The organism is Hymenobacter koreensis, from assembly GCF_039541855.1.
In the GTDB taxonomy this organism is placed as follows: Bacteria; Bacteroidota; Bacteroidia; order Cytophagales; family Hymenobacteraceae; genus Solirubrum; species Solirubrum koreensis.
This window is the reverse complement of the sequence record NZ_BAABHA010000002.1, coordinates 790060-807540: the sequence shown is the minus strand read 5'-3', so window position 1 is coordinate 807540 and position 17481 is coordinate 790060. Positions and strand designations below refer to the sequence as shown.

The 17481-nt window shown below is 58.3% G+C and carries 13 protein-coding genes; 3 read left to right on the top strand and 10 right to left on the bottom strand.

The genetic code is table 11. The annotated features are described in order from the left end of the window. Positions 1-182: 182 nt before the first annotated feature. Positions 183-2531 (top strand): IPT/TIG domain-containing protein, encoded by a 2349-nt coding sequence (locus ABD903_RS06405; protein WP_345222396.1) that lies wholly within the window; start codon positions 183-185, stop codon positions 2529-2531. Between the two features lie 85 nt (positions 2532-2616). Here ABD903_RS06405 and ABD903_RS06400 read toward each other — a convergent pair whose 3' ends face one another. The 10 genes from ABD903_RS06400 to ABD903_RS06355 form a co-directional block, all read right to left on the bottom strand. Further along, on the bottom strand, positions 2617-2829 hold the full coding sequence (locus tag ABD903_RS06400; protein WP_345222394.1) for a PID-CTERM protein-sorting domain-containing protein: 213 nt from the start codon (positions 2827-2829) through the stop codon (positions 2617-2619). Between the two features lie 67 nt (positions 2830-2896). After that, complete coding sequence (locus ABD903_RS06395; RefSeq protein WP_345222393.1) at positions 2897-5995, bottom strand: nidogen-like domain-containing protein; 3099 nt, start codon at positions 5993-5995, stop codon at positions 2897-2899. A gap of 524 nt (positions 5996-6519) precedes the next feature. Next, entirely contained in the window at positions 6520-7362 is an 843-nt protein-coding gene (locus ABD903_RS06390; protein ID WP_345222391.1) for a DUF4097 family beta strand repeat-containing protein, read from the bottom strand. Beyond that, on the bottom strand, positions 7359-8279 hold the full coding sequence (locus ABD903_RS06385) for a DUF4097 family beta strand repeat-containing protein (RefSeq protein ID WP_345222390.1): 921 nt from the start codon (positions 8277-8279) through the stop codon (positions 7359-7361). Before ABD903_RS06385 ends, ABD903_RS06390 begins: the two co-directional genes overlap by 4 nt. Then, entirely contained in the window at positions 8227-9162 is a 936-nt protein-coding gene (locus ABD903_RS06380; protein ID WP_345222388.1) for a zf-HC2 domain-containing protein, read from the bottom strand. The genes ABD903_RS06385 and ABD903_RS06380 overlap by 53 nt, the downstream gene beginning before the upstream one ends. Then, on the bottom strand, positions 9137-9709 hold the full coding sequence (locus tag ABD903_RS06375) for an RNA polymerase sigma factor (protein WP_345222387.1): 573 nt from the start codon (positions 9707-9709) through the stop codon (positions 9137-9139). Before ABD903_RS06375 ends, ABD903_RS06380 begins: the two co-directional genes overlap by 26 nt. A gap of 455 nt (positions 9710-10164) precedes the next feature. After that, positions 10165-10890: a DUF4097 family beta strand repeat-containing protein gene (locus ABD903_RS06370; RefSeq protein ID WP_345222385.1), complete on the bottom strand. Its 726-nt coding sequence runs from the start codon at positions 10888-10890 to the stop codon at positions 10165-10167. 47 nt (positions 10891-10937) lie between these two features. Next, positions 10938-11708, bottom strand: a complete 771-nt coding sequence (locus tag ABD903_RS06365) for a DUF4097 family beta strand repeat-containing protein (protein WP_345222383.1) — start codon at positions 11706-11708, stop codon at positions 10938-10940. Between the two features lie 92 nt (positions 11709-11800). After that, complete coding sequence (locus ABD903_RS06360; protein WP_345222382.1) at positions 11801-12655, bottom strand: zf-HC2 domain-containing protein; 855 nt, start codon at positions 12653-12655, stop codon at positions 11801-11803. Between the two features lie 2 nt (positions 12656-12657). Further along, positions 12658-13209, bottom strand: a complete 552-nt coding sequence (locus ABD903_RS06355; RefSeq protein ID WP_345222380.1) for an RNA polymerase sigma factor — start codon at positions 13207-13209, stop codon at positions 12658-12660. 294 nt (positions 13210-13503) lie between these two features. Between ABD903_RS06355 and ABD903_RS06350 the strand changes: the two genes are divergently transcribed. Continuing rightward, entirely contained in the window at positions 13504-13995 is a 492-nt protein-coding gene (locus tag ABD903_RS06350; RefSeq protein ID WP_345222378.1) for a hypothetical protein, read from the top strand. A gap of 275 nt (positions 13996-14270) precedes the next feature. After that, positions 14271-16469, top strand: a complete 2199-nt coding sequence (locus ABD903_RS06345; RefSeq protein WP_345222377.1) for a penicillin acylase family protein — start codon at positions 14271-14273, stop codon at positions 16467-16469. Positions 16470-17481: the final 1012 nt, after the last annotated feature.

Below are 17481 nucleotides of genomic sequence, written 5' to 3'. Positions count from 1 at the left end.
GAATTAAGCTTTTGATTATTGGTATTTATTGACTGACATTAACGCCGTGGCTACTCCACAGTCCCGGGTTTTAGGTTGGAACCTAGATCTGCAGCTAATTACTGGTTTGTAATGATTTGAGGTTAAGTCATCTTTCTCTTCGAACACCCGCTCAACTCCTTCTTCCACTTTATACATTCAGAATGGATCTTATTACACACGTAGTCCGGGCTAACGCCCGTGCGGCAACGGGCTGGGTCAGGCCCCTGCTGCTATGCTGCCTGCTGTTCATCGGCCTGCAGCCCAAAGCGGCGCAAGCCCAAACCGTGCCGAATCAGGCATGGTTGAGAGCCGCAAAAGCCAAACTCCCAAGCGGCGCCACTTGGGAGTGGCTGGCAAATAAAGCCCCTGTGCAGCGCACCTGGACTGCCAGGCCGCACAGCAACCTGGCAACCGATGTCAGCCAGAATGCCGGCATGCGGCGAGCGGCCCCCGTTGTGAGTAGTTTTTCTCCCACAAACGGCCCAGCCGGTACAGTGGTAACGGTACTGGGCAGCGGATTTAGCGGCGCTACGGCGGTTACACTTAACGGCACTGCCCTGCCCAGTTTCACGGTAGTAAATGACGGGCAAATTGTGTTTGTGGTGCCCGTAGGAGCCACCAGTGGTCCAATTGGCGTGGTTGCGCCCGATGGCACATCGGTTAGCACCGGCATTTACAGCGTTGGCAACCCCGTTCCGGTAATTACAGCCTTGTCGCCACCCTCGGTACCGCCGGGCTCGGGCGCCTTTACGCTCGTGGTTACGGGTACGGGTTTCGTGCCGACCTCAGTGGTAATGTCTACAGCGCCGGTAAGCGCCACCACCTACCTGTCGCCCACCCAACTGTCGGTGGACCTGCCGCCCGGAGCAGTCTTGGGCACTTACCCCGTAACGGTAACCAATCCGTCGCCCGGCGGCGGTACTTCGGCGCCGTTTAACTTTTTCGTGGCCTCAGGACCGGTGCCAAGCATCACGAGCTTTACCCCGAGCAGTGCCGTGGCCGGCACCGTGGTAATGGTAACGGGTACTAATTTTACCGGTGTAACCAGTGTTACGCTGAACGGCGTATCGGTGGGCAGCTACAACGTGGTTAGCCCCACGCAGCTCACCTTTACCGTTTCCAGCACTTCTTCTACTGGCCGCATTGCGGTGAGCACGGCCAACGGTACAGCCGTTAGCGCCACTAACCTGGTTGTAACCGGAAACCCCGTTAACCCCGTCCCGGTAATTACGGCTTTGTCGCCGCCTTCGGTACCGGCAGGTTCGGGCGCCTTCACGCTGGTCATTACAGGCACCGGATTTATGCCGACTTCAACCGTGACGTTTAGCGGTTTCCCGCTCCCGATAACGTTTATTTCGCCTACGCAAATCAGCGTTGATCTACCTCCCGGAGCCACGCCAGGTGTGTACCCGGTTGTGGTAACCAACCCCGCTCCGGGCGGAGGCAGTTCGGCTCCTTTCGACTTCATTGTGCCGGCCGCTCCGGTGCCCACTATCACGAGTTTTGCACCCGGCACGGCCGTGGCTGGCACTATTGTTACCGTTACCGGAACCAACTTTATTAACGTTCAGGACGTGACGTTGAACGGCTCACGGGTTAACAGTTTTTCGGTGCAAAGCCCCACCCAGCTGACGTTCGTGGTATCGAGCAGCTCTGCTACCGGTCGCATTGCGGTAACCACGCCCGGGGGCACGGCCATTAGCGCCACTAACCTAATTGTAACGGGCAATCCGGTGAATCCCATGCCCACCATCACGGCTTTGTCGCCGCCTTCGGTACCAGAGGGCACCGGTGCTTTCCGATTGATTGTGACGGGTACGGGCTTCGTGCCTACCTCTGAAGTAGTATCGATGGCGCCGGTAAGCGCCACCACCTACCTGTCGCCCACGCAGTTGTCGGTGGAGTTGCCGCCAGGGGCCATTGTGGGTTCCTACCCAGTTCAGGTACTTAACCCGGCACCGGGCGGCGGGCTTTCGGCCCCTGTTAACTTCATCGTTACCCCTGCCGGGGCCACGGCCAGCATCACCAGCTTTTCACCGAGCAGCGGTCCGGTAGGTTCCACGGTAACCATTAACGGCAGTAACCTGGCAGGCACTGTAGCTGTGTTTTTCAACGGTACCACGGCCAGCTTTGTAGTAAACAGCGCTAGTCGGGTTACGGCAGTGGTGCCCGCAGGGGCTACTACCGGCCAAATCAGGGTGTTTACTTCGGGCAGCGACGTGACTAGTGCACAGCCTTTCACGGTTACGATTGTAACTCCCGTGCGGACCGGTCAGGAGCCGGCAGGCTTCGCGTTCTTCCCCAACCCGGTGCAGGATGTGCTAACCATTACCCAGGCTCCTGCGACCAATGCCGCCGTACGGGTACGCGACCTAACCGGCCGCTTGCTGCTCACTACTCAGCTCGACCGTACCAACCAAGTGAATCTGCGGAATCTGAAGCCGGGCCTTTACACCATAACCGTGGGCGAGGGCGCACAAGCCATTACCCGCAAACTGTTGAAGGAATAACTCTTCTGATTCAAGCAAAAGAAAAGGGCACCCGTAGTACGGGTGCCCTTTTCTTTTGCCTTGATTTTGGGTCTGAGAGAAGTGCTTATTGGCGTTTGCGCAGCCGCTTGAGGGCGTATGCCGCGCCGCCGGCCAGCAGCAGCGAAGCGCCGCCGTCGATGGGAATTACCGTGGGCGAGCCGCCCGGCTGGGGGCCACCCGAGCCAGGGCCTTGGGCGTGCAATGGCAAAACCAGGCTGACGGCCAAGAGTCCGGCCAGGCCGAGGGCGACGCGAAGATGTTTGGGTAAAAAGGTCATCAGTGTGAGATGGGTAAATGAGCGCCGCTTGCCGCAGCAAGCGGCGCTCATGTGTTTAAAAGCCAGGTTACTCTACTACCAAACGCTTGGTAACAATGCCTTCGGGCAGGGCTACCCGCACGTGGTAAACGCCGCGGGCCAGGTTGCCAAGCGGCAACACCGTAACACCGGCAGTTGCGCCCGCCCGGTGTTTGAGCACCGTTTGGCCCAGGGTATTCACGATCTGTACGTCCACGGCTTGCTTGGTTGCGGGCAGGCCCAACGATACCGAGCCCCGAGCCGGATTGGGATACACCGATACGGCAGCGTTCAGCTGCGCCTGAGTAGCTGCCAATACGCGAGCCTGCTGGAACTCCAGGCGGAAGCGGCCCAAAGCTTGGCCTGGCGTAATGGTGCAGGTGTAGTTAGGCTGTGCTTGCAAGTTGATGGCGGCACCTGTTTGGGCATCGTGCAGAGTGGCCACCCAGCCCAAAGGCAGGTTAATCAACTCCGAAGCCTGCAGGGTGTAGCTGCCGGCTTGCGCTACGCGTACTGCCAGGGGTACCGTAACAGCGGTGGTGTTCAGGGCAGGTAAACCGCTGATGGATAGTTCCTGTGAACCGGCCATAGCGCCCAGCTGAACCACGTTGCCGTTACCAAGGCGGAAGGCATCGAAAGCAGGGTCGAAGCCAGCGGTGGCGCCGCGCTCAAAGTATACGGCAATTTGCTCGGAGGCCGAACCGGTGGCGTTGCGCAAAGCCAACTGCAGCAACGGACGGGTTTCCGAGCCGGTTGCACGCTGCATGTCGGGGTTTTGGTAAGTGGTTACACGAGCAGCGTTAGAGAAACTAATGCTGCCGGCCACTCCCGGAGCCGTAGTGCGCACGAAGAAAGCCTGGCCCAGGGGCAGGATGTCGCTGCCACCGTTAGCCGGCACACCGTTCACGTAGCTGGCATACGAACCCGTGTACTGTCCCGTCGATTTAAAGACGTAAACCGCGTTATCGAGTCCACTGCGGGAAATCTGGCTGAAGCTGATGGGAGCCGGGTAGGGGTTGCCCATCAGGTGCCAGCCGGCCTGCGGACCAGTGCCGCGGGCAAGGCCGCTGTGGCTAACCGCGCCGTTGCCAAGCGTGCCTACAAAATCCACCACCTGCTGACCAGGCATGTTTACGGTGTAGCCGATGCCGGGCGTCATGGTTTCGGCGGCGCTGCTGGGCGACACCCAACCTTTGTCGAAATCAGCAACGTCGTTGCCAGCCGTTACGCGGCTTTGGTCGTAGCTGAACACGTTCGGGAACGGCGAAACCAAGCCGGGGTTTGTGGCGGTGTTATAAGCCGGGTTCAGCACCGGGCTGAAGGCTCCACCCACGGCCAAATCGGCCAGGGAGGTATTGGTAACGGGGGAAGCAAGATGACGGTAGCCCAACTGGGCACCACCGCCCACGAAACGCTCTACGCGCGCCGAACCGGTTACCGCAGCGGTGCCGTTGTTCACCACCATGGCCGTTCCCGACCCATCGATTGGCGAGAGCAGCGTTAAGTTGCCGTTCGAGTTCAGGTTGCCGTTCAGCGTAAGCATGCGCGCCAGGCGCATAGGCTGGTTTAGCACCGCGCCCGATGCGCCAATGGTTACGTAATGAACCGTCGTTTGGCCCGTGCCGCTGAAGGCTTGCTGAGCAGCGCCAGTGGTTTGCAGGATGCCGGCTCCTTGCAGCTGGCCATCGTTGCTGATGCTTCCGTTAACGTTGTACACACCGCTGGCGGCTACGGTAAGGTTAGCGCCGCTGGCAATGGTGAGGCCGCGCACGCCTGCCGTGGAGCTCAGCACGGGCATATTGGGCACGCCGGCCGGAATAATTACGTCGTCGGTGGCCGTGGGTACCGCGTTGGCGCTCCAGTTGCCGGGGTTGGTGTACACGGTGCTCACGGCACCAGTCCATCGGTTTATCGGGGTAACTATTACCGTTAGCGTAAACTGCTGCGACGCAACGGGTGTGCCGTTGTCGGTGGCCAGCAAGGTAATGGTGTTGGTGCCCAGGTTACAGGCGGCGCCCGTGATGCTCAGGTTTACCGTGGGGTTGGAGGCGCCGTTGTTGTTAACCGTGGTATTGCACAGGCCGTTGGTATTGGGTACTACCGTTACCGTTTGGCCCACTTCCGGGCCCAGGAATTGCAGCGCCAGGTTACGGGTTTCGCCAAGCCCCAGGGTAATGGTATTGCCCGCGGGTAAGCCCGTGGCTGTGGGAGGTACGTTGTTGCTGCCGCCACCAACTTGGAACGATAAGCACTGATTATCAAGCCAGTCTACGCCGCTGGGGTCAACGTTATTGGTGTAGGTGTTGTTGTTCAGGTTAAAACGGCCCACCTGAACGAAGTTGGTGCCGTTGCCTTTGTTAATTCCCACCGTAGCAGCCGTGCCGCCGAAGCCGCCCGAGCCACCATCAGCGTCGCCGGTAGTCCACTGCATGTCGCCGTAGGCAAAAAACACGTCGTCGCCGGTAAAGCCGGGGGCGGTGTTGGCCTTAATGGTCAGCTGAAAGGTGTTTTTTCTATCGGCGTGGCGCGCGAAGTAGGCCACGCGGTTCCAGGTCACTACCAGGCGGTCGGGGAATACCTTGTACCAGATGTTGCCGCTGGGGTAGGGGGTGGCCAGGGTATCGGCTAACTCGGTGTCTACGTCGGCCCAGAACGGGGCAATCATGGGCACAGAAATGGGCAAGCCGGTGGCCGTGAAGGTGGTAAAGCCCTGCCCGAAGGTTATGTTTCCGTTGGTGTTTATGTACACCTGATTGTACACGGTGCCGTACAGCGAAAAGTCAAAACCCAGCGGAATGGGGCCTAAGAAGCTGTCATCAGCAAAGCCGCCCTCACGCGATAAATGCCGCCAGCCACCGGCCGCCGTGGTGTCGAGCGGTACAAAGCAGGCGGGCAAAGCCCTTGCCGCAACTGGTCCATTGCCCGCGGAGGCGCGTGCACGACCAGGGCGCTGCCCAGGCTGAGCCGTTGCAGCTGCCCGGGCGGCCTGCTGCTTGCGCGCCGCGTACGTTGGGTCGTTGAGGGCAGGCGACCAACTGCGGGTTCTGGCCGGAAGCTGTTGCTGGGCCAGAGCCGAATGCTGCGTCGCCCATGCCACCAGCACCACTAGCACCGTTGACAGGGTGAATCGGGGGAAAAGTGATGTCATAGCTTGAAAAAATTAAGTTAAAGGAAGAAGCTGGCCCGAAGATATTGGCTTACCTGATATATGGTTCCCGTAATCACATTATTATGTGGTTAAGTACCACGCTACTCATAAAAAAGCATGGCTTATAGCCAGAAGATCAGCAGACTTTAGGGTGAAAATACCGCCGGCTCGCACACAACACCGCCGGGCAGGCGCAGTGCGCTTGCCCGGCGGTGTTGGTCGATTCGTATTATGTTGGTTCTGCTGCTGATACTTCTCATCAACATTTTGGGGTGATGAGCTACAAGCTGCTACTCACGCTCTATGCGGCAATCGGCAACTGGCCATTAATTAGGGCAGGAGAGGTTGATAGTAGATAGGCCCTGAAGGGTTTCACCGGAAACTAACTTGGCCAAATCGGTTTCTTGCACGGCGTTCCAACGCACACTCACTCATCGGAACGCAGCGCGGTGGCGGAAGGGCTGCTTTGCAGCTGGCCACCGAACACGTGGTAAAACACTTCAGGGCCTGGGCACTGCCTGCGGTTATTTGGCCTTGCGGATAACGATGTTGCCGTTAAGCGTTTTCATCATCAGCTCGGCGCCGCCGCCGTTTATTTTGCCGTAGGTCCAGCTTTCTACGCTCAGGCGGTAAGTGCCGTCGGTGTTGGTGCGGCTCACTTTGGGCGCGGCATCGTCCACGGCCATTTCAAAGTCGCTGTAAATATCGCCGCGGTCCGACTTGAGCTTGAGCGCCGCCTTGGTTTTAGCTGGTAGCGTCACGTCAATTTTACCGTTTACGCTGGAAAAGGCCATAGGCGCACCAGTGGTTACGTCTTTAAAAACGGCCACCACGTTGCCGTTAACGGTGTTCAGCACGGCCGAGCCGCTTACATCCTTGAGCGAGATGCTGCCGTTTACGTTGGAAATTTCCAGCTCGCCGGCCACGTTTTCCACCGTAATGTTGCCGTTGTTCACAGTGCTCAGGCGCAGCGAGAACTGCCGGGGTACTTTCACCGTGAAGTCCACCGTGTTCTGAGCCGACTGGTTGCGCACGTACACCTGGTTGTCTTTTTCCTGGGCTGTTACGTCGAACGCCTGCACCTTGCTAATGCGCCGGAGCTGGTTGGGGTTGTCGCCGGCGCTGCTTTCCTGGCTGCTTCGGGAGGTGTGGGCTCCACGCGGAGCGGGGTTAATGATAACGTCTTTGCCGGCGTGGCTTTCCACGCGAATGGAACCGTTGACCAGTTTAAGGTGCAGCGTGCCGGGCTTGTTGGGCGAGCTAAGCGCCACCACCAGTTGTTCGGAATCGTTTTTTTGAGCTGCTAAGGGCAGCGCCCACACCAGCGCCAGCAGGGCCAGTAGGGTACGGGGTACTATCAATTTCATCGGGTTTGCTTTTTAACGGTGACGTTGCCGTTGACGGTTTCGAAGCGGAAATCCACTCCGCCTTTGCCCAGGCGCACGGCCGTGTCTTTTTTGAGTTTGTACTTGGTGCCTTGCCCGTCTTGCTGCTGATTAGCGGTGACGCGAGCCGGCAATATCTCGGCCTGGGGGAAATCGGTGTACAGGTGGCCGTTCAGGCTCTTGAAGTGCAAGTCGCCCGATACGTTGGGCGGGTAGGTTACCGTAATGCTGCCGTTCACGGTGTGGTAGGTAGCCGGCGAGGTTGGGGCGTCGGTGTAGGAGACATCCACGTTACCATTAACGGTGTGTGCCACCGTGGCGCTTTTCGCGTTCCGAATGGTAACCGAGCCGTTCACGTTGCGGGCTTGCAGCGGGCCGGTCACGTCTTCCACCAGCATTTTGCCGCCGTTTACCGTGGAGGCGCGTACTTCCATGGCGGCCGGCACTTTCACCACAAAATCGAAGCTGTACGTATAGCCGGGGCGGTCGGAGTTGTTGTGCGTCCAATTGTCGCTGAAGCGGCCTTGGTAGCTGTTGCCGTTGTTGTTTCGGCGCTGAGGGCGCGAGTCCTGCGGACCCGCCACGTACACCAGTACACTGTCGCCGTGCTGATCGAAACCGGGCTGGGCTTCCTTTTTGCCGCGCTCCAGCAGCTCTGGGGTGGCGGCTTTAAGGGTGCGAGTAACTTCCACCACCACATTCTTGCCCGAATAGCCCTGCACCGTTACCGAGCCCATGATGTTATACAGGGCGAGGGTAGCACGGCTGACGTTGCCGGTCAGGGCAAACTCCTTATTAAACTTGTCGGAGGCAGTGTGGTCTTTGCGGTCTTGAGCCGGCAGGCGGCTAGGTAGCCACAGAAGTGTCAGAACCAGACTGAATATGGCTGCGGTTTTCATTGGATTGCGGAGGGGTTTGAGGCTCGGCTTGTTGCCGGCCGTTCGACAGCGTTTGGATGCTTTCTTCGATTTTAGTTTTCACCTGTTCGTTCAGGTTTTCTTGCTGCAGGAGCTTTTGCATGGGCCGCACGGAGCGGCGTTCCTGCAGCTGCACCATTACATCGGCCATGGCCGACTGCACCAGCGGCGACTCTTGCCGGGCCATGGACCTTACCAGCCCTTGGCGCACGGTGGGGTCTTCGGTTAAAGTCGCCAGCACTTCCAGCGTGGCCAGGCGCACGTTCACGTTGGGGTCATAATTAAGCGTGCTTAGCAGGGCCACTACCACGCGTTCGTTGCTGGGCGCCAGCTCCTCGGCGTAGCTCACGGCCCGGAGCCGCTGCACCGCCGAGGGGTTTTCCAGCAGCGTGAGCAGCTGGGTTTGACGTATGTTTTCCGGTTCCCCTATCGAGGCGGCGGCCATTGGCTGCTGGGTGGTTTCTAAGGGAGTGGTAGTGTTGCCTTTGAGCAGGTAGCCACCGGCTAAACCGATTACCAGCAACGCCACGCCGTAAGCCAAGCGCATGGCGTACTCGGGCTGCCACCACGCGCGCAGCCGTTCTACCAGGGCCGCCACGGAGTACTGTTGCTTGCGCTGCTCGGCAGCCTGGGCCTCGGCCAGCATGGAGTAAAAGCGCGGACGCATTTGCTCACTGGGCTCAGGCACGGGCAGTGCGCCCATGGTTTGCCAGAGTTGACGCGCCGTTAGCAGCTCCTGCTGGCAGGCAGGGCACTGGGCCAGGTGCGCCGCTACAGCTTCGTGCTCGGGGGCTGGTAATTCGTTGGCCAGCCAGTCCATTAGCCCCTGCTGCACGCTCTCACACTTCATGAACTTTGCTTCCATTTTCCATTCGTAGATAAATGTCCTTCAACTGGTTGAGGGCCCGGTGCGCGCGCACCTTCACGGCCCCCACACTGGTATCGAGCAACTGGGCAATCTGCTCGTATTTCAGCTCTTGAAACCGGCTCAGCACGAGCACCTCGCGGCTGTCGGGGCTGAGGCGGGCCAGGGCTTGGTGCAGCTGCGCTACCTCTTGGCTCCGCTGCAAGTCGGCGTCGGCCGTGGGGCCACCCCCGATGTGCTCTGCCAGCGCCGTTACATCCTGGTGGTACTGGGAGGGTTTGTTTTTCTTCGCGGCATCGGCTAGCACGTTGCGCGCGAGGTGGTACATCCAGGTCCGGTACTCGCCTTCGCCCGTGAAGGTGTGCCGGTACTTGAGCATACGCTCGAACACGTTCTGCACCAAATCTTCGCTGAAGGCGGGCTGCCCGGTTTGGTGGTAAAAGAACGCGTGCAGCGCCCGGTGGTAGCGTTCAAAGAGCAGCCCCATCTTGTCCAGCTGGCCGCCTTTTACCTGAAGCATGAGCGCATTGTCGGAGAGCGAGTTCAAGCGAAGTGCGGGGCTGAAGCAGTGGTAGATGGGGTTATTTGGCCGTGGAAACTCAACGAATCCCCGATGGTTACAGCGAGTTGCAAACTTTTTTCTGGGCAGGAGGGCAAACGGGTTTCGGGCTGCTCATATCTGCGGCCAAAAGGACGCCACCGATCCGCTAAAAGAAGAAAGCCCCGGCGCCACAAAGGCGCCGGGGCTTTCAGGTATTCCGAGCGAAGGGCTACCCATGTAAGTTGTGCCGCTCGTGGCTAAACCAAGTAAAATGATTCTTCCCAGTAGAAGCTGAAAACAGCAGGAAGGCGTAAGCCAGGCACCTCTATCGGTTCGGCAGGGCCTATTCACTCAACTAAATGAACCTGACTACTACGGTACAGAAACACTTGGCTTACGCCTTCCTTGTGGTTAGCTGCATTTAGGATGCGCCTAAAGCACAGGACCGAGTTCGGCTCGGCTTACTTCCGCTTGCGGAAGTACACGTCGTTGCTGATGGATTCCAGACGCACCAAGGGGCCGGTTTTTCCCAAAGAGCCGCGCACTTCGTAGCCCACCATTGGCACGCCCGGCTTGCGGTTGGTAAAGGCAATGTCCTGGTCGGTGTACACCTCGCCGGTAATGGTTTTGAAGGCCACTTCAGCGCCTTGCCCCGCCGACCACGTAACGTCCACAAAACCGCTGATGGATTTGGCTTCCAGTTGCCCGGTCAGGCCCGAGGCTTCGATGTTGCCGCTGATGGTATTGACGCGCAGCGAAACGCCTTCGGGTACTTCAATTTCCACGTCCACGTTGCTGCACACGCGGTAGCTGTTACGGCCATTGTTGCCACCGCCCGAAACCCAGGACGTTTGGCCATTGCTTTCGGGGCAGTCAGCGGGCTGGCCGGTGCGCAGCATGGCTTCATCGAACGCTGATTTCACGGTAATCCGGTCGTCTTCGGTGCTGAGAGTGAGTTGCAGCGCGTCGTTCAGCTTGTTCTGATTGATGGTTACGGCGGCTCGCACGCGCAGCTGACTGCCACTGCCGCCGCGAATCTTGATGGTCGTGGCCTGTTTCAAATCCAGCACCACTTGTTGTTTAGAGCCCACTGGGGCGCTTTTTTCGATGATTTTTTGGGCGTTGGCCGCGGGTGCCATTAGCAGCAAGAAGCCGCACACGCTCAGCAGAAGGCGAAAGAATTTCATGGTAATAGCAGGTTTATAAGGGGAGAGGAGGGCTGTCGAGCAACTCGCTACTTGGCTTTGCGCACGTACACGTTGCCGCTTACCGTTTGCAGCGACACGTTAGTGCCGCCGCCGTTCACGGTGCCGTGCACCACCTGGCCACCCACGCGCTTCATGTCGCCGTTGGTTTTGCCCATGGCAATTTCAAAGTCGGTGTACACGTCGCCCGATACCGAACGCAACTGCAGGGTGGCCTTGCTGCTGGGGCGCATGGTTACGTCCACGTCGCCGCTTACTGAGGAAATGGAGCTGGGGGCTTTGCTCAGGTCGGCGTAGCGCACGGTAATGTTGCCGCTAATGGTGTTGGCCACCACGCCGCCGCCCATGTTGGTGAGCTTGGCGTTGCCATTCTTCAGCCTCAGCTCAATATTGCCCTCAAGGTCACGCGCGTCCACGTCGCCGCCGTTGAAGTTAGTCTGGTTGAACACGACGGCGGTTGAGCGCGGCACCCGAATCACGTAGTTGGCGTCTTTGCGCGTGGCCTGCACAATGCGCACTACGTTGTCTTTCTGTGTTACCGAAAGGCCCATCCGGGTGTTGTCTTCGGCGGTGTTGTACACCGACCGCAGACCTTCGGCCCGCTTGGGCAGGGGCTCGTAGCCGTTCCCCCGAATAACAAGTTCTTCGCCGTTGTAGCCTTCCAGGGTCACGTTGCCGCCCTGAAGTTCGAGTTCAATTTTGCGGTCCTTGCCGCCAAGCTTAAGCTTGTATTCCTGCGCCCAGAGGGCCGGCGCTGCCAACAACAGGCAGCTGAAAGTAAGAAGCAGAGACTTTTTCATGTCAGAAGTGAAGTACACATCGAGCCTGGCCGGAGCCGCCACGTTCGCAGCGCCAGAAAGAGGAATCGGGGTGGAAAAGCAAAAAGGAAAAACTAAATCAGGGTGCCGAGGCCGTATTCGGCTTGCTGACGCACTATGGGCAAGGCGTCGGGCTTCTTGGCCAGCTGCTCGAGCTGAGGGGTTGCCCGTCGCTCGCGCATGTTCACCAGCAGCTCAATGAGCAGAATCTGCACGTTGGGGTCGGTTTGAATGGTGAGCGACTGGATGAAGGCTTCGCCCACGCGAGGGTCAGAGCGGAGACGGTACAGGGCACTGGCTGCGGCCAGGCGCACGTTGGCGTTGGGGTCGAAATTCAGGGTGTTAATGAGCACCTGCACGGCCGGGTCGCCGGTTCCTTCCACCTGCTCTACCGCGTTACTCACCAGCTGAATCCGGTCGCTGGCCGACAAGCTCCGCGACGCATCACCCGACAGCGCACTAGCCAACTGGATGGCATGCTTGGTAGCACCGGCCGGCGGGGTAGTGGCTACATCTGGCGCTGCAATGGGGCGCCACCACTGGCCCAGGGCCATGCCCATAATCAGGAGGGCCACGCCCGCCGCAATGCGCATTGTCCAGCGGGTGGCCTCACCAGCCCACATGGGCCGTACGCGTGCTTCCGCCTGTACTTCCGGCGCTGCAACCGGGGCGGCTGCCAGTGCGGCCTTCTCCTGTTCCAGCATCAACATAAACTGATTACGCAAGGCGGGAGTGGGCTTTACGGGCTCGGAAACCTCCATCTGAATGGATAACTCCCGAAGCTGCGCCACTTGCTCCTGGCAAGCGGGGCACTGGCTTAGGTGAGCGGCCACGCGCTCGGTCTGATCGGGCGGCAGCACCTGGTCGGCGTAGTCTACCAGCAGGTCGGCTACGGTAAAACAATCGTATGGAGAAGGGCGATTAAGCATGGCTAGGAAGCAAAATAGATGGCTCGCAGGGCTTGCAAAGCCCGGTGCGCTTTAACCTTGGCAGCGCCGGCGGTACAGGCCAGCTGCTGCCCAATTTCCTCGTAGCTGAACCCCTGAAAGCGGTGCAGTACCAGAATATCACGCTGCGCATCGGGCAGCAGCGCAAGGGCTTCGTGCAGGTTTTGGTCGCGTTCGGTGGTAGTCATGGCGGCAAAGGCCGAGGGGCCAAAACCGCCTTGTTGCTCCACTTCCTGCAAATCGGAGGTGTGCATGCGCTGCTGCCGCTGCCAGTGGTCGGCGTGCACGTTGCGGGCCAGTTGGTAAATCCAGGCCCGAAACGGCTGGCCCGACTGGTAGCTGGTGCGGTATTTCAGCAAGCGTTCGAACACGGTTTGGGTGAGGTCTTCGGCGGTTTCCCGGTCGCGGTTAGTGCGCTGCAACAGGTAGTTGAAAATGGGCAGGTGGTAGCGGTCGAACAGCACCGCGAGCTGGTCCAGGTCGTTTGCCTGCACCTGGGCCATTAAGTAGTCGTCGCTCGGGTAGTGGTCGGCCACCGGGGTTGGGTTTTGCGGGTTGGTTGAGAGGAGTACCCGCAAAATCCGGCATCGTTACAGCCGGTCCGAAAAATTATTTCGGAAAGAAGTTTTGGTGCCGTAATGTACCAACCGAAAATTCGGGGTTTTGGCCCCTTACATGCTCAAACAACAACATATCAGGTAAATGTGGCTGTTCAGCTTCGGCCAGCGCAGGGCCCTTAAGCAGCTGTTTTTTGCAACCCAAAAGCAAGAACGTGCGAATAACCTCATCCGGAACAGCTCCTGTTCCCTCACCTTATTTGCTACTTCGCCATGAGCCATCCTCAATCTCCCCGTTCCGCCGTTAACTCGAAAGCCAGCATGCTTGGCGCCGACCCCAGCAGCGCTGCTCCCGCCACCCCCGACGCTTCGTCGGATGCTTCTTCGGCTTCTGCCGTAGCCCCGGCCGCTATTCCCGGCAATGCCGGCGCACTGCTGGACCAAGCCAAAGACTGGCTGAACAAATCGGGCCTTGCCGAGTCTACTTCGCAATTGCCGCAAACCCTGAAAGACGCCGGCGCCAAAGCCTGGACCGGTTTGGGTCGCCTGAGCACCGCCGAGAAAATCGTAGGTGGTGCCGTACTGTTGGGCGCCGGTTACCTGGCCTTCACCCAAGGTCGCGGCGGCAAATCGTTGCAGAAAAAGCGTGCTGCCAATCAGCGTTGGACCGGACCCGGTTCGAGCAGCAGCTACGCCAGCAAGCGAGCCAGCAACACCGCCTACGACAACGATAACGTTGATTCGTACGGCTACGAGAAGCTCTAACTAATCGGGTTTTCTGATTACAGAAACGGCCCGCCCAGTTTGGGCGGGCCGTTTCTGTTTTGGGTGCCTAAACAGAGCGACATGCTTCGCCAATCGAATCCGGCATCAGGCAGGCTATTTTTAAAAATCTAAACGCGTTTCCAAGTAGCTGAAGGTTGTGTCCAAGGCTTTGCCGAGCAATGCAAGCGCCGCTTCTGTTTTTGGGAAATTTTCAGCAGCGCGCGGCTTTTGCGGTCGAGTTGGCACAAAACGGCGCCTCGCACTACCTTTCTGGTATGATCCGACTCCTCTCCACGTTGTTATTGCTGCTTGCGGGCCTGCCGGCCTGGGCCCAAGCCTTTACGCCCGCCGAAATAGCCCAGTGGCAGCAGCAAGCCAAGCAGGTAACCATCGTGCGCGACCAATGGGGCGTACCGCATATTTACGGCAAGACCGATGCCGACGCGGTCTTCGGCCTGCTCTATGCCCAGTGCGAAGACGATTTCGCCCGCGTTGAGGAGAATTACATCACCAACATCGGGCGCTTGGCCGAAGTAGAGGGCGAGGCGGCGCTTTACAGCGACTTGCGGGCCCGCTTGTTCCTCGACAGCACCCAGGCCATCAGTATCTACCAGAAAAGTCCGGTCTGGATGAAGCAGCTGCTCGATGCCTTTGCCGCCGGCACCAACTATTACCTGCACACGCACCCCACGGTGAAGCCGCGGTTGCTCACGCGTTATCAGCCCTGGATGCCGCTTGTGTTCAGCGAAGGCAGCATTGGCGGTAACATCAGCGTGGTACCGCTGGAGCGGCTGAAAGCGTTTTACGGGCAGCGGAAATCCACCTCCTGGCAGCGTCCCGACTTCGAAAAGCAGGACCGCGAACCGGTCGGCTCGAACGGGTTTGCCATTGCCCCGGCCAAAAGCGCATCGGGCCATGCCCTGCTGCTGATCAACCCGCACACCTCGTTCTACTTCCGGCCCGAAGTACAGGTGGTGAGCGAGCAAGGCCTGAACGCCTACGGCGCCGTTACCTGGGGCCAGTTCTTCGTGTACCAAGGCTTTAACCAGCACTGCGGCTGGATGCACACCTCCAGCAACGCCGACTCCATGGACGAGTACCTGGAACGCATCGAGCAGAAGGACGGGAAGTTTTACTACCGCTACGGCAAGAAGCTGCGCCCGGTGCAGGTGCAGCCCATTACGCTGGCGTACACGCAGGGCAATCAACGCCTGACCAAAACCTTTACCACGTACCGTACCCACCACGGTCCGGTGGTAGGCCAGCAAGCCGATAACCAGTGGGTTACCATTCGTATGATGGATACCCCCCTGGAAGCCTTGGAGCAGTCGTACCTGCGCACCAAGGCCACCGACTACGCCAGTTTCAAGAAGGTAATGAAGCTGAACGGCAACGCATCCAACAACACGGTTTTTGCCGATAGCAAAGGCAACATTGCGTACTGGCACGGCAACTTCATGCCCAAGCGTAACACCGGGTTTAACTGGAGCCGCCCCGTAGACGGCAGCAATCCGAAAACCGAGTGGCGCGGCCTGCACCAAGTAGATGAGCTGGTGCAGGTGCTGAACCCCGCCAGCGGCTGGATCCAGAACTGCAACTCGACGCCCTTCACGGTGTCGGGCCCGAGCAGCCCGGCGCGCGACAAGTACCCCACCTACATGGCCCCCGACGCCGAAAACTACCGCGGCATTAACGCCGTGCGCGTGCTCGGCCGCCGAAAAACGTTTACCCTCGATACTCTGATTGCGGCAGCTAATGACCCTCATCTGGCAGCCTTCGAAGACCTTATTCCGTCCCTGCTAACGGCTTACCAAACCACTGCCGGTGCGGGCAACCCCGTCTCGCCTGCCGTTACGGAGGCCATCAACGAATTGCGCGGCTGGAACAAGTCCTATAGTAAAACATCGGTGGCCCAAACCGTAGCCATTTACTGGGCCGAACGCATGCTACGCCTGGCTCGCCCCCGCGTGCCCGCCGACGCGCAGATGGATAACATCAGTTTTACGGTCTTTGCCATTCAGCAAACCACTCCCCAGGAAAAAGTAACCGCACTGGCCGAAACCCTAGACGAACTAACCCGGGACTTCGGTACCTGGAAAACGCCTTGGGGCGACGTCAATCGGTTTCAGCGCCTCACGGGCAATATTAAGGAGGTATACGATGACCAAAAGCCAAGTCTGCCGGTGGCCTTCACGTCGTCGTCCTGGGGCTCTTTGGCCGCCTACGGAGCCCGCACGTACCCCGGCACCAAAAAGCGCTACGGCAACGTGGGCAACAGCTTTGTGGCAGTCGTGGAGTTTGGTCCGCGCATCAAGGCCCGCTCGGTGTTATCGGGCGGCCAGAGCAGCCACCCCAATTCTCCGCACTTCACCGACCAAGCAGCCCTCTACACCGAAACGCGCTTCAAGGATGTGCTGTTTTACCCCGAAGACGTTCAAAAACATGCCGAAAAGACTTACCGCCCGGGTGAGTAAGGGCCTGAGCAAGTAATCGGCCGCACAGGTTCTACCAAGCGCCTAGGCACAAAAACAACGCCTCCCCCACGCTGTACAGCGTGGGGGAGGCGTTTTAACGAGCGAGAAACGAGGTTCGAACTCGCGACCCTTAGCTAGAGAAGCTGTGATAACAGTCCTGTTTTACTATGTTATTGCATATTAATAAGTTGTTTTTAAAGTAGTTTATCACTTTATGCTGTCGTTGCTTAACCGCGGTTTTTATCACATTTTTTAAACCAGCGTTTAAATCGGCGCGGTTTAAACACTATGGCGAAAACCACCGCACACAAAGAGGGAAGGTCACCATAAATGTGGTGCACTACACGCCCAAGACCTTGGCGACGGGTCGCATCCGTTCACTGGGCAAACCCACCGTTCGCTCCTGTGGGTAATGCCGGTATTGTAGTTTTCGATCAGCGAATGGGCGCAAACAAGCTGCGCCTTTTCTGATCCGCCCCCCCCCCATGTATTTTGTCAAGGTGGTGGTGTGGGCACAACGAGCCAAGGGAGTTAAGCCTGAGCTACATGAACGGTGTGCCCAGGCAACGCAGTTACTAAACCTTACTTGCTTAACATAGCGACTACTTCTTGTTTCTCTGGCCAAGCCGCTGCCCTGTTGCATACGGGTAAGGGTACTGAGGTGGGAAAAAAGATCTTCGCTAATGACCTATGCTCAGTTTACAGGAAGGTCTATCGAAGAGGCCAGAAGAACATTGCGTACTTCTTCCTACCTCTTCAACAGACCAAATCGTTTTAATTATGGATTGTGTAAAAACGCTACAAATCTTTGTTGCGAGATTGATGAAAATTCGTTAGTCTTGTCCGAATAACTCAAAATAAGTTCAACTTCTTTGCGGCCTTTTTAGTTAAAAACACTGTTTTTGGGCAGCTGATTGGGTTTTCCGTCAACTCTTTTTTTTTGGTCTTGCACACAATCGATTGTGTTAAGTTGTTTTTCACAAACGATTGTGCAAATTTGTCTCACTTCCCA

What these genes read in the sequence shown, in the direction of transcription:
- ABD903_RS06405 (WP_345222396.1), top strand. Translation starts at nt 183, where the DNA reads ATGGATCTTATTACACACGTAGTCCGGGCTAACGCCCGTGCGGCAACG.
- ABD903_RS06400 (WP_345222394.1), bottom strand. Translation starts at nt 2,829, where the DNA reads ATGACCTTTTTACCCAAACATCTTCGCGTCGCCCTCGGCCTGGCCGGA.
- ABD903_RS06395 (WP_345222393.1), bottom strand. Translation starts at nt 5,995, where the DNA reads ATGACATCACTTTTCCCCCGATTCACCCTGTCAACGGTGCTAGTGGTG.
- ABD903_RS06390 (WP_345222391.1), bottom strand. Translation starts at nt 7,362, where the DNA reads ATGAAATTGATAGTACCCCGTACCCTACTGGCCCTGCTGGCGCTGGTG.
- ABD903_RS06385 (WP_345222390.1), bottom strand. Translation starts at nt 8,279, where the DNA reads ATGAAAACCGCAGCCATATTCAGTCTGGTTCTGACACTTCTGTGGCTA.
- ABD903_RS06380 (WP_345222388.1), bottom strand. Translation starts at nt 9,162, where the DNA reads ATGGAAGCAAAGTTCATGAAGTGTGAGAGCGTGCAGCAGGGGCTAATG.
- ABD903_RS06370 (WP_345222385.1), bottom strand. Translation starts at nt 10,890, where the DNA reads ATGAAATTCTTTCGCCTTCTGCTGAGCGTGTGCGGCTTCTTGCTGCTA.
- ABD903_RS06365 (WP_345222383.1), bottom strand. Translation starts at nt 11,708, where the DNA reads ATGAAAAAGTCTCTGCTTCTTACTTTCAGCTGCCTGTTGTTGGCAGCG.
- ABD903_RS06360 (WP_345222382.1), bottom strand. Translation starts at nt 12,655, where the DNA reads ATGCTTAATCGCCCTTCTCCATACGATTGTTTTACCGTAGCCGACCTG.
- ABD903_RS06350 (WP_345222378.1), top strand. Translation starts at nt 13,504, where the DNA reads ATGAGCCATCCTCAATCTCCCCGTTCCGCCGTTAACTCGAAAGCCAGC.
- ABD903_RS06345 (WP_345222377.1), top strand. Translation starts at nt 14,271, where the DNA reads ATGATCCGACTCCTCTCCACGTTGTTATTGCTGCTTGCGGGCCTGCCG.